9 protein-coding genes are annotated in these 12,902 nt (G+C 58.5%); 8 read left to right on the top strand and 1 reads right to left on the bottom strand.

Annotated features, from left to right (window positions below):
- The 8 genes from tmk (at position 1) to IEV53_RS09485 (ending at position 9,744) form a co-directional block, all read left to right on the top strand.
- Positions 1 to 630: a dTMP kinase gene (gene tmk / locus IEV53_RS09450; protein WP_188426520.1), complete on the top strand. Its 630-nt coding sequence runs from the start codon at positions 1 to 3 to the stop codon at positions 628 to 630.
- Entirely contained in the window at positions 627 to 1,568 is a 942-nt protein-coding gene (locus IEV53_RS09455; RefSeq protein WP_188426521.1) for an AAA family ATPase, read from the top strand. Before tmk ends, IEV53_RS09455 begins: the two co-directional genes overlap by 4 nt.
- On the top strand, positions 1,565 to 3,106 hold the full coding sequence (gene metG, locus IEV53_RS09460) for a methionine--tRNA ligase (RefSeq protein ID WP_188426522.1): 1,542 nt from the start codon (positions 1,565 to 1,567) through the stop codon (positions 3,104 to 3,106). The genes IEV53_RS09455 and metG overlap by 4 nt, the downstream gene beginning before the upstream one ends.
- Before the next feature lie 11 nt (positions 3,107 to 3,117).
- Entirely contained in the window at positions 3,118 to 3,900 is a 783-nt protein-coding gene (locus IEV53_RS09465) for a TatD family hydrolase (protein WP_188426523.1), read from the top strand.
- On the top strand, positions 3,897 to 4,682 hold the full coding sequence (locus IEV53_RS09470; protein WP_188426524.1) for an MBL fold metallo-hydrolase: 786 nt from the start codon (positions 3,897 to 3,899) through the stop codon (positions 4,680 to 4,682). Before IEV53_RS09465 ends, IEV53_RS09470 begins: the two co-directional genes overlap by 4 nt.
- Before the next feature lie 279 nt (positions 4,683 to 4,961).
- On the top strand, positions 4,962 to 6,908 hold the full coding sequence (locus tag IEV53_RS09475) for a PrkA family serine protein kinase (RefSeq protein WP_188426525.1): 1,947 nt from the start codon (positions 4,962 to 4,964) through the stop codon (positions 6,906 to 6,908).
- A 20-nt stretch (positions 6,909 to 6,928) separates the two neighbouring features.
- Positions 6,929 to 8,239, top strand: a complete 1,311-nt coding sequence (locus IEV53_RS09480; protein ID WP_188426526.1) for a YeaH/YhbH family protein — start codon at positions 6,929 to 6,931, stop codon at positions 8,237 to 8,239.
- Positions 8,240 to 8,241: 2 nt separating this feature from the next.
- On the top strand, positions 8,242 to 9,744 hold the full coding sequence (locus IEV53_RS09485; protein WP_188426527.1) for a SpoVR family protein: 1,503 nt from the start codon (positions 8,242 to 8,244) through the stop codon (positions 9,742 to 9,744).
- A 525-nt stretch (positions 9,745 to 10,269) separates the two neighbouring features.
- Here the strand turns inward: IEV53_RS09485 and IEV53_RS09490 are convergent.
- Positions 10,270 to 12,849 (bottom strand): cation:proton antiporter, encoded by a 2,580-nt coding sequence (locus tag IEV53_RS09490; protein WP_188426528.1) that lies wholly within the window; start codon positions 12,847 to 12,849, stop codon positions 10,270 to 10,272.
- Between the last annotated feature and the right edge of the window lie 53 nt (positions 12,850 to 12,902).

The raw sequence follows: 12,902 nt of genomic DNA on the forward strand, positions 1-12,902 counted from the left end.
GTGAGCGGGTTATTCATTACCTTCGAGGGCGGTGAAGGGGCCGGGAAATCGACCCAGACCCGCCTGCTTCATGCGACTCTCGTCGGGATGGGCCACAAGGTGCATCTCACCCGAGAGCCCGGCGGGTCGCCTGGCGCCGAGGCGCTTCGCGAGCTGATCCTGTTCAGCGAGGCGCCGCTCTCGCAACGGGCACAGGCTCTCGCGCATATGGCGGCGCGCGCTGACCATCTCGACAGCCTTATCCTGCCGGCGCTTGCTCGGGGCGAGATCGTGATCTGCGACCGGTTCCATGACTCGACGCTCGTCTATCAGGGCTACGGTCTGGCCCGTGGCGATGCCGCGAGCCTCGATTTCATCCAATCGCTTCGCGGGTTGCTGGATTGCGAGCCGGATCTGACACTGATGCTGGACGTACCGCCCGCACTCGGCGCCGCGCGTGTGGCGGCACGTGGAGGCAGGCTCGATCGCTACGAGCAGGAAGAAACGGCCTTTCACGAGCGTATCGCCGAGGGCTTCGACAAGGTGGCGCGCGAGGCGCCGCAGCGGGTCAAACGCATCGATGCGCGCCGCGCAGCTGACGACGTTGCCGCCGATATTTTTTCGATCGTTACACCCTATCTGCCGTCATGACGGCATCGGATCATCCCGCCGCCCTCCCGCTCTTTGGTCATGATCAAGAGCTGGCCCTGTTCAGAAAGGCTCTTGAATCAGGCAGGCTTCATCATGGCTGGATGATCCATGGAGAGGCAGGCATCGGCAAGACGCGTTTCGCCTTTGCCTGTGCGCGGCTTCTTCTGAACGGTGTCGATCTTCAAAGTCGGGCAGGACGCCAGATCAGCGCTGGTACCCATCCCAATCTGCTGCTGATCACACGGCGCATGGATGAAAAGCGCAAGCGCATGCGTCAGGAGATCGTCATAGACGATGTGCGCCCGGTGCAGGATTTCCTCCACCATACGGCGGCAGATGGCGCCTGGCGTGTGGTGATTGTCGATGCTGCCGAAACGCTCAATCGCAACGCCGCAAATGCTCTGCTGAAACTTCTGGAAGAGCCCCCCAACCAGACCGTCTTTTTTCTGACCTGCCCGACCCCCTCGGCATTGCTGCCCACAATCAGAAGCCGCTGCCGCCTTCTGGCGCTTGATACGCTTTCACTGGAGCAGACGAGGCAGGTGCTCAGGCATCATGGCAGGAATGGCGCCGAACTCGACACGCTTGCCGGGCAGGCTCAGGGCGCACCGGGGCGTGTGTTGGCAACCGACCAGGGAACGGACAGAACGGCACGCCATCTGGCTGATGCGTTGCTGGAAACCGGTGAGAATGCCGACTCTGACGCTCTGGCAAGCCTGTTGCGTCACGATGATGGTTTTGCCGTGCTTTGTTCTTTGCTAGGAGAAGGCCTTGCGAACCGGGCCAGAGATCTGGCCGGGCAGGGAAAGCTGATCGAGGCCAGCAAGGCGGCGGAGGCTTTCTCGTCTCTTCAGGCGCTTCAGCGCGAGACCGAGCGGTTCAATCTGGACAAGAATCAGGCTGTCAGACAGGCAGCCGCCATAGCGAGTGCCTCATGACTTCACGGTATTATGTCACCACACCCATCTATTACGTGAATGGCGCACCGCATATCGGCCATGCCTACACCTCTGTCGCCGCCGATGTTCTGGCGCGCTTCAACCGTCTGGATGGCAAGGACGTGTTCTTCCTGACAGGCACGGACGAACACGGCCAGAAAGTCGAGCAGGCCGCACAGAGTGCGGGCGTCGACACGCAGAGCTTTACGGATGGTATCGCAGCCGATTTTCGCAGCATGGCCGATGCCATGGATATCTCCTACGACGATTTCATCCGCACGACCGAGCCGCGCCACCAGCAGGCAGCCCAGGCGCTGTGGGAAAAAGTCGCGGCCAATGGCCATATCTATCTCGACGCCTATGAGGGCTGGTATGCGCTTCGGGACGAGTGCTTCTACTCCGAAGACGAGCTGACCACCCACGATGATGGCCGCAAGACAGCGCCTACCGGCGCACCGGTGGAATGGGTGCGTGAGCCTTCCTATTTCTTTCGTCTGTCAGCGTTTGAAGATCGTCTGCTGGCGCTTTACGAGCAGCATCCCGAGTTTCTTGGCCCGTCCGGTCGTCGCAACGAGATCGTCAGCTTCGTCAGGCAGGGGCTGAAGGATCTCTCCATCAGCCGCACAAGCTTCAAATGGGGTATCCCGGTCCCGAATGATCCGGGTCATGTGATGTATGTGTGGTTCGACGCGCTGACCAATTATCTCTCGGCGCTGGGTTACCCCGATGAAAACGCCGAGCGTATGAAATACTGGCCCGCCTCGGCCCATATCGTCGGCAAGGACATCATCCGCTTTCACGCCGTTTTCTGGCCCGCTTTTTTGATGGCAGCCGAAATCGAGCTGCCGCAATCGGTCTATGCCAATGGATGGTGGACGATCGAAGGCGAGAAAATGAGCAAGTCGGTCGGCAATGTGATCGACCCCCGTGATCTGGTGCAGAGCTTCGGGCTGGACCCGGTGCGCTTCTTCCTGCTGCGTGAAGTCCCGTTTGGCGGAGATTCCGACCTGAGCCGACGGTCTCTGATCAACCGTCTGAATGTCGAGCTTGCCAATGATCTTGGCAATCTGGCGCAGCGTACGCTCAGCCTTATTGCGCGCAATTGCGATGCCAGCCTTCCGGCCTTTGCCGAACTCAGCGAAGACGATACGGCTCTGCTTGCCAGTGCCTCGCTCCTGCCTGACCTGATGCGCGGCCAGCTGGCCCGTTTCGCCCTGACGGATGCTTTGGAAGAGGTGTGGAAGCTCATTCGCGCCTGCAACTCCTATATCGATCGTCAGGCCCCTTGGGCGTTGAAGAAGACCGATCTGGTGCGCATGGCAACAGTACTGCGCGTTCTGCACGAGGCCCTGCGCCACATCGCAATACTGCTCCAGCCCTACATGCCCGGCACAATGGATAAGCTGCTGACACAGCTCGGCGTAGCCCAGGACAAGCGCGATTTCGCCAGCCTCACCGAAAGCCTCGAAGCCGGTATTACCCTGCCGGCGCCTCAGGGCCTGTTCCCGCGTTATGTCGAGCCTGAGAGCGCTGCGTGAGGGAGCACCGCATGACGGGTCTGATCGACACCCATTGCCATCTCGACCGTCTGGATGACGTGCCTGCGGCCCTTGCTCTGGCAAAAGAGCACGGGCTATCGGGCATGACCACCATCGGCACGCGGCTGTCACGGGCACAGACCCAGATCGACCTGACGCGCTTCGATACGCCTGATCTGCGTGTCTGGTGCGCTATTGGCACGCACCCCGATCATGTCGATGAAGAGACCCTGCCGGAGGTCGCGACAATCGAGCGGTTGGCGGAGCCTGAAGGCGTCATCGGCATCGGGGAATCTGGCCTCGACTATCTGCATGGCGCGCTGCCGGTACGTGCAGCGCAGGCAGAAAGCTTTCGCGTGCATATCGCGGCGGCACGCAAGACCGGACTGCCTCTCGTCATCCATGCACGGGAAGCTGATGACGATGTTGCGGCCATCCTGCGCGATGAGCATGGGAAGGGCGCGTTTCCCTTCCTGCTGCATTGCTTCGCCTCTGGCATGGATCTGGCGCAGGCAGCCATCGAACTGGGAGGGTATATCAGCTTCTCGGGACTGCTGACCTTTCCCAAATGCGAGACCATCCGTGAAGTCGCGCGCGCCATGCCTCAGGATCGTTTTCTGGTCGAGACGGACAGCCCGTTTCTTGCGCCAGTACCGAAGCGCGGCAAGCCAAATACACCCGGCTATGTTGCCTACACCGCAGCCCGTCTGGCGCAGGAGCGGGGCCTGGAACTTGAGGCGCTGACCGACCTTACCACAGCCAATTTCTACACGCTGTTCAGGCGCGCCGCATGAAGGTCACGATCCTCGGCTGCGGTGGGTCTGGTGGAGTGCCTATGGTAGGGGGCGCGGATGGGGCAGGGATCTGGGGTGCCTGCGACCCGGCCGAACCGCGCAACCAGCGCACCCGCTCATCCATCGTGATCGAGGCTGACAGCGGCAAGCGGCTTCTGGTCGATTCAGGGCCCGACCTTCGCGCCCAGTTGCTGCGCGCGAAGATCGGTGTCGTTCATTCGGTACTTTACACCCATGAGCATGCCGATCACGTCGCCGGGCTTGATGAATTGCGCGCCATCAACCGAATGCTTGATGCGCCACTGCCGCTTTATGCCACCGAGACGGTGATGCAGGAGCTCGAGGCACGCTACAGCTATGCTTTCCGACCCTGGAGCGGAACGGGCTTCTTTCGACCAGTGCCAGATCCGCATCTTATTTCTCTGGCAGACCGGCTGGATATCTGCGATCTCGACATCCAGCTTTTCGAGCAGAGGCATTATCGCATCCCGACAGCAGGCATCCGCTGCGGCGACTTCGCCTATTCTACCGATGTGGAATATCTGAGCGAGGAATCGCTGAATGCGCTTGCAGGCATCAAGACATGGATTGTCGGCTGCTTTCAATACGAGCCGCATGTTGCCCATGCCTGGGTCGATCTGGTGATCGAGTGGTGCGCTCGTCTCAAGCCGGAACGAACGATCCTTACCCATATGGGGCCTGGCCTGGACTATCAGACGTTGTGCAGCAGGCTGCCTGAGGGGATCGAGCCTGGCTATGATGGCATGGTTATCAGCCTCTAAATATTTCTTCGATTAACCAGTTTTTTGTTGAAGCGCGGTTCTACATCGCGATAGCGTCAGCTTATCGGGTCGGTCCGGTCCTTTTTTCAGAAGCATGAAATCCCTCAAATTCCGGTATTACCGGTTCAATTCAAGTGAATGTCGGAGCATCCTGCGGCTCCGCACCCATTGTCGTCTCCCATAGCCTGACTTCCCGACTTATCGCCTGCATGTCTCTCGGTGGGTGTGACCGTTTCGCCCCCCGGCCCAGTGGCAGGCTTCCATCGGAGCATACGAGTCATGAGTTCATTCTCGGACGTCTTTACGCTGGCTTCTTCCTTCCGCGAGGAACGTCGGGAAACAGAGATGTCGCTGGCTTCCTATCTGTCTCTCTGCCGCGAAGACCCCGGCAGCTATGCGAGCGCTGCCGAGCGCATGCTCAAGGCCATTGGCGAGCCTGTCATGCTGGACTCCTCGCGCGATCCGCGCCTCAGCCGCATCTTCATGAATCGCACTGTGCGTACCTATCCGGCCTTTGCCGATTTCTACGGCATGGAAGATGCTGTCGAGCAGATCGTCGGCTTCTTCCGCCACGCGGCTCAGGGGCTGGAAGAGCGCAAACAGATTCTCTATCTGCTCGGCCCCGTCGGAGGAGGAAAGTCCTCGCTCGGCGAACGTCTCAAGACATTGATGGAACGCGAACCGATCTATGTGCTCAAGGCGGGCAAAGAAATCAGCCCCGTATTCGAAAGCCCGCTAGGCCTGTTTGATCCAGAGCGCTTCGGTGCGTCGCTGCTGGAGCAATATAATATTCCCCGTCGTGTTCTGACCGGCATTGCGAGCCCCTGGGCCCTGAAACGGCTTGAGGATTTTGACGGCGATATCTCGCGATTCACGGTCGTGCGGCTTAACCCGTCCAAGCTCCGGCAGGTCGCGATTGCCAAGACAGAGCCAGGTGATGACAATAATCAGGACGTGTCAGCGCTGGTTGGCAAGGTCGATATCCGCCAGCTCGAGAATTTCAGCCAGAACGATCCCGATGCCTATAGCTTCTCTGGCGGCCTGAACCGGGCCAATCAGGGGTTGCTCGAATTTGTCGAGATGTTCAAGGCGCCGATCAAGATGCTGCATCCTCTCCTGACAGCCACGCAGGAAGGAAATTATGTCGGCACAGAAAATATCGGGGCCATTCCCTTTACTGGCGTCATTCTGGCACATTCGAACGAAGCCGAATGGCAGTCATTCCGCAATAATCGCACCAATGAGGCGTTCCTCGACCGCGTGTGCGTCATCAAGGTGCCGTACTGCCTGCGCGTGACCGAAGAGTCCAAGATCTATGAGAAGCTGATCCAGTCTTCTGCGCTCGGTGACGCCCCCTGCGCACCGCATACGCTTGAAATGCTGGCGCAATTTGCTGTTCTGTCGCGCCTGAAGGCGCACACCAACTCGACGCAGTTTGCCAAGATGCGTGTGTATGACGGCGAGAACATTCGCGAGACTGACCCCAAGGCGCGGGCGATGCAGGAATACAAGGACAGCGCCGGCGTCGATGAAGGGATGGAAGGCATCTCGACGCGCTTTGCCTATAAGGTGCTCTCTGCCACGTTCAACCATGATCCATCCGAGATTTCAGCCGACCCTGTGCATCTGATGTACGTGCTCGAACAGGCTGTGCGTCGGGAGCAGTTCCCCGCAGAGGTCGAGGCCGCCTATCTGGCGTCACTCAAATCGGATCTGGCGCGGCGCTATGCCGAGTTCCTGGGCAACGAAATCCAGAAAGCCTATCTGGAAAGCTATAATGATTACGGTCAGAACCTCTTTGATCGTTATCTCGATTATGCCGATGCATGGATCGAAGACCAGGATTTCAAGGATCCGGATACAGGTCAGTTGATGAATCGCGACCTGCTCAATGCCGAATTGAGCAAGACCGAGAAAGCCGCGGGCATTGCCAACCCGAAGGATTTCCGCAACGAGGTCGTCAAGTTCTCGCTGCGGTCCCGCGCGTCGAATGGCGGGCGCAACCCTTCATGGACGAGCTATGAGAAGATCCGCGACGTCATCGAGAAACGCATGTTCAGCCAGGTCGAGGATCTGCTGCCCGTCATAAGCTTCGGCTCCAAGAAAGACAGCACGAGCGAGCGCAAGCATGACGAATTCGTCAGCCGTATGGCAGCGCGTGGCTATACCGAGCGTCAGGTGAGGCGTCTGGTCGAATGGTACATGCGCGTCAAGCAGTCCGCCTGACCTCGATAACGGAGCGTTTCATGGAAATCATAGACAGGCGCCCGAACCCTCATGGCAAGAACACCGAAAACCGGCAGCGCGTCCTGACACGGGCGCGCCAAGCCATTCAGACCGCGGTGCGTGACGCCGCAGCGCAGGGGCGTATTCGCGAAATCGGCCAGGACAGCGCGGTGTCCATTCCGGCAGACGTGCTGCACGAGCCCAGTTTTCACAGGCATTTCAATGCCGGAACGCGCCATTTCGTGCTGCCCGGCAACAAGGAGTTCGTCAAGGGTGACCGTCTGCGCCGCCCGCCGGGTGGCGAGGGAGAAGGGGCGGGTGAGGGAAGCGGCGCGGGTGATCAGGGCGGTGGCGAAGATTCCTATCGCTTTGTTCTCTCACGCGAGGAGTTTCTTGACCTCTTTTTTGACGATCTCGAACTGCCCGATCTGATCAAGCGCGAGGTCGCTTCGATAACGTCGCTTGCGACCAGTCGCTCGGGGCTCACGAGTGACGGCTCTCCTTCGCAGATCGATCTGGGGCGTACCATGCGTCGCTCAATGGGGCGGCGCATCGGGCTCAAGCGCCCGAAACCTCAGGAGTTGATCGCGGTAGAAGCCGAAATCGATGCGCTGGAAGAGCAACGTCCGCTTACGGACACTCAGTTTCTGCGCCTGCAGGAACTGAGAGACGAAAGAACATTGCTGCGCCAGAGGCTGGCACGGATCCCGTGGGTCGATCCGGTCGATCTGCGATATCGCCGCTTTACCCCGGTGCCCAAGCCAACCACCCAAGCCGTGATTTTCTGCATCATGGATGTTTCAGGCTCCATGACCGAGAAAATGAAGGAGCTGGGCAAGCAGTTTTTCATGCTTCTGCATGTCTTTCTCGAAAAGCGGTATGAAAAGCTGGAAATCGTCTTCATTCGTCATGCCGAGACGGCGGAAGAAGTCGATGAGGATGTCTTCTTTACCGATCCACGCACGGGCGGCACCGTTGTATCGACTGCGCTCGACCTCATGCATGACGTACAGCGGGATCGCTTTCCTGCTGACAAATGGAATATCTACGCCGCCCAAATATCGGATGGCGACAATATTTCGTCGGATATGATCAAGGTAAAGCATCTCATGACGGAAGCTATACTTCCTGTCGTACAGTATTTTGCCTATGTCGAGGTCAGTCTGGGCGGCGCGTTGCTGCGAAGTGAAACCGATCTGTGGCGCGGCTACAAGATAATCGCCGACAGCGCGCCACAGCTTGCCATGCGTCAGGTGCAGGACCGACGCGATATTTTCCCGGTCTTCAGAGATCTTTTTGCCAGACGCGCGACCGAGCGGGCTGGGGAGTGACCATGCTTTATTCAGGCACAGACTGGAGTTTCCCGATCCTGCGTGACTGCTATGGCGAGATCGATCGCATAGCGAGCGAGGAACTCAAGCTCGACACCTATCCCAATCGCATAGAGATCATCACCTCGGAACAGATGCTCGATGTCTATACGTCGCACGGGATGCCAATCAGCTATCCACACTGGTCGGCGGGAAAACGCTTCGTTTCGCATGAAAACGCCTATAAGCGCGGCCTGATGGGGCTGGCCTATGAAGTAGTCATCAACTCGAGCCCCTGCATCAGCTATCTGATGGAAGAAAATTCGGCCACCATGCAGGCGCTCGTCATTGCGCATGCGGCGTTCGGACATAATCATTTCTTCAAAAACAACCGTCTGTTTCGCGAATGGACAGACTCAACGCAGATTCTGGACTATCTCGAATTCGCTCGTGGGTATGTGGCGCGTTGTGAAGAGCGCTATGGTGTCAAAGCCGTTGAACGCATTCTCGATGCCGCTCATGCCCTGCAGAACCAGGGGGTAGATCGCCATACGGGCAGCAAACGGCTCGACCTGCGTCAGGAGCAGGAGCGCGCGCGCGAAAGACGGGCTTATGAAGATGAGCAGTTCAACGATCTGTGGCGAACACTACCGGAAGGTCAGAAACCGGCGAACGGCAAGACAGAGTCAGGTGAGCCACTGGCGACGCTCGGCCTTCCAGAAGAAAACATCCTTTATTTTCTCGAAAAGAATGCACCCCGACTGGCAAACTGGGAGCGTGAGATTATTCGTATCGTTCGACTGATCGCGCAGTATTTCTATCCTCAGCCTCAGGCCAAGCTGATGAATGAGGGCTGCGCCACTTGGGTGCATAACTTCATCATGCATCGCCTGCATGACAAGAAGCTGATTGATGATTCAGCAATACTTGAGGTCATCCACTCGACGAGCAATGTCATCACGCAGCGCGGCTTTGATGAAGGGGGAGGGCCGAATTTCAATCCTTATGCGCTCGGCTTTGCCATGATGACCGATATCGCGCGGGTCTGCACCGATCCTACCGCAGAAGACCGTCTGTGGTTTCCCGACCATGCAGGCAATCATGACCCGATTGGCACATTGCATCATGCATGGGCCGAATATCGCGACGAGAGCTTCGTGCAGCAATTTCTGTCACCCAAGGTCATACGCGATTTTCGTCTGTTCCGTCTCGAAGACGATCTGTCTCAGCCGTATCTGCTGGTTGACGCCATTCACGATGATGCAGGTTATCGTGAAATCCGGCGCTCTGTAGCGGCGTCCTATGATCCGGGTCTGCTCGCTGAAGAGATAGAGATTGTCGGGGCCGATCTGACCGGTGATCGTATACTGCGCCTCGAGCATCGCACGCGGCCAGGCAAGCTTTTACAACCTACGGATGCAAGACTGACCCTTGAGCATCTCGGTGCGCTTTGGGGTTATGGCGTGATCCTCAAGGAAGTCGACAGCCAGACTGGCGCTGAGCTTGGCAGCTACGCGCTGGCTTGACCGCGACGGCCAAAACCGGGCCGCGGTGACGGGATTGCCTTTACGCAATCCCTGATCCGAATATATCAGTTGGCATAATATATCTTATCGAACTTTTAGAATGGCCGTTTAAGGGGTGGTCGGAGCAGCTTCCGAGCCAGGATCGTAAGGATGCGTTGTCGTCCATGAACCGGACAATCCCGACTGTCGCCGCTGCGGCCTGTCAGATAAAATCACTGACGCGTATCGTGACTTAGATGCTGGTCCCCTCTGCGCATCTCGCCGCTCCATTGGGCGCGTTTCCCATGCAGAGCCAGGAACCGACGCTTTTGTTAGTGCCCGCGTTGAGGCTGCGTCAGTCGGATGGGCCCTGTCCCAGTTAAGCCGGCCGAACCGTCACTTTTGGACGGCGATCTTTCCTTCTCCGTTCTAAGGAAATGAAACCGTCAGACTGATCGTCACAGATATGCGCGGGAGGTCTTTAAGCGTACGAAAGACCACTGGACCAACCCAATTGGCCCAGCATTCCTGATCATAACGGGGCCCTTACTCGGGCTTTATGTCGTTCTCGCCTGACCTGATGAGTTCGCGTGCCGGTATGAAGGGCTCCTTGTTTCCTCCCAGCACCAGAGAGAGTTTGTGCCCCTCCACCAGACGCGCTTCTGCCCGTTCGTCGATGGTGCGGCGCACGATCGGATATTCCTCGACCAGACGCATGAACAGATTCGACGGTATGGCGAGAAGATGACAGAACTGCATCGTCCGCACCGTGCCCCGTGAATAGGTCTGATTGATCAGTGGCGCGGCCCCTATCAGATCCCCTGCCCCGAATTGTACGTCCTGCTCGGCGATATGCACCTCAGCCAGACCGGCCACCACGGCATAGACCATCCTGATCTTGCCGTTGCGCCGGAGAAGTATCTCACCCGGCGAGGCAAAGCGCAGGGATATATTCATCGCCAGATCGTGCAGGACCCCATCGGGCACGCCACGAAAGGCGGGAAAAGAACGCAGGCGCTGCTCGATACCGCTCTTGATGTTGAAACGCAGTGGCTTTTCGAGGCGCTCCTGACGCTTCTCGACATCTTTGAGCAATTCGCGATGCAGCTCTTCACTGACAAGGTTATCGGAGAGAAGCTCGTCGTATTCCTCTTCCTCAAGCCGCAAGGCGATCTGATGCAGAATGCGGCTCTCGAGCGCCTCTGAATAACCCTGATAATGCAGGCGTAGCATCTCGAGGGCGTCATCGAGCATGCGACGTTGACGCCCCAGAACTTCAGAGACGATCTCACCGATACGGTTGCCCAGTGTCGGCTCGAGACGCTCATGCATGAAGCGCATGAGCGATAGCGAGACGAGATGGGCGATAACGAGCATCTCGAAGCGTTCCGACATGCAATACATGAGCGGCTTGTCGATATGGAACCGACGATGCAGCATCTGGGCTACGCGGAAACGCAGTGTCGGGCGCAGCCGCCGACGCAGCGCGCGCACATAGCCGTAACGCCCTTCTAGCCTTGCTCCGTCGACCATAGCTTCAGAGGATCGCAGCAGCGTTTCCATGACGCGGCGTGACAGACCGCGAATACGGAACAGATCGAGCAGGAGCGATCGCTCGCGGTTGGCGATGGTAATCAGGGCAAGCGTCACGCGCTGCCTGTCGCCGAGCGCGGTGTCAAAGGTGTTGGCCTCGCTCTCTTCCTGCGCCCGTCTTTCGATCTGCCCGATAATGGTCTGCTGCGTTCCAGAGCCGAAGCCGAGCTCATCTGCGAGCGTATGCGTGCGTTCCGCCACTTGGGCCAGGCCACTGCTCAGCACCTGATGGCGCATGGCCTGGTCGATGGTGGGAAGCTGGTCAAGCTTGAGAAACACCACGAGGTAGCGCAGCGTCGTGCCATTGACGAGCAATGTGATCAGCACGAAGCCGGTCGCGATAATACCGATAAAATGAGCCGTTGAGGTCGATACGCGTTGGTTCTCTGTCACGGCAAGTGCGAGCGCAAGGGTAATGGCGCCACGAAGCCCGCCCCAGACCATGGTCGTCTTGAACGGCGCCGGCACAGGGGGGGACAATTTGGCCGCCGCCAGGATCGGCAGCAGACCGAATACTACTGCACCGCGGGCAAAAAGACCTGCAACTGTAGCGATCAGAATCAGCACACAATCCCAACGCGTCATACCGATCAGGAGGCGCGGCACAAGCATCGAAGCCAGAACGAACACGAGCGACCCCGCCCAGAAGACGAGCTGCACCCAGAGTTCGTTGAGAAAGCGCCAGACCTGCGGCCTAAAGGTCGAGGGACCATAGACCGAAAGAGTCAGGCCCGAGGCGGCAGTAGCGACCACACCTGAGAAGCCGAGGAACTCGTCGCAGATGATATAGACGATGTAGGGCAAGGCGAGCGTCAGGGTGATTTCGGCTGCCACCGCCCCCCCCAGCCCTGCAATCATGAGCAGGGTCAGCCGTCCAATTGCCACGCCGACGACGATCGCCCCACCGAAGGAGGCCAGAAAGTCAATGATCGTCTCGCCCAACTCGATATGGCGGTGCGAGGTGACGGAAGCCAGAAGGATGGAGAAAATGGCGATAGCCGCAGCATCGTTGAGCAAGGCCTCGCCTTCGACGAGCCGTGTCAGACGTGACGCCGCACCAATCTCGCGAAAGATCCCGGCAACTGCTGACGGGTCGGTCGTAGCGACAATTGAACCGAGGAGCAGACAGACCACCATGGACTGACCGGCGAACGGATAAAGCGCCCCGCCAATGGTAAGGGTCGAGACGAGCACGGCCACAACGGCCAGCAGAAGCACGGTTGCCGTCTCATGCGCCAGACGTCGCACATCGATTGCCAGCGCGCCCTGAAAAACCAGAATGGGAAGGAAGATCAGCAGAAAGGCTTCGCTGTTGATCGGGAAATAGAGCAGCGTCTCGGCAGCGCCGTCAAAAATCTCGGTCAGGGAAGAGCGCAGCAGTAGGTCGGCCGCCGCACCGATGCCGATGCCAGCAAGAGCGAGGAGAACGGTCTCCGATACCTCAAGCCGACGGGCCAAAGGCTGCACCGCGCTGATGAGTACCATCAAAAGCGCCAGCGCCAGAATAATGGCAGCCAGTCCCGTCACCATCATGCGCGCGTGTTCTCCCCTCTTTTTTGCAAGATGGAAATTCTATACGCGAATCG

Source organism: Asaia siamensis, from assembly GCF_014635085.1.
Classification (GTDB): domain Bacteria; phylum Pseudomonadota; class Alphaproteobacteria; order Acetobacterales; family Acetobacteraceae; genus Asaia; species Asaia siamensis.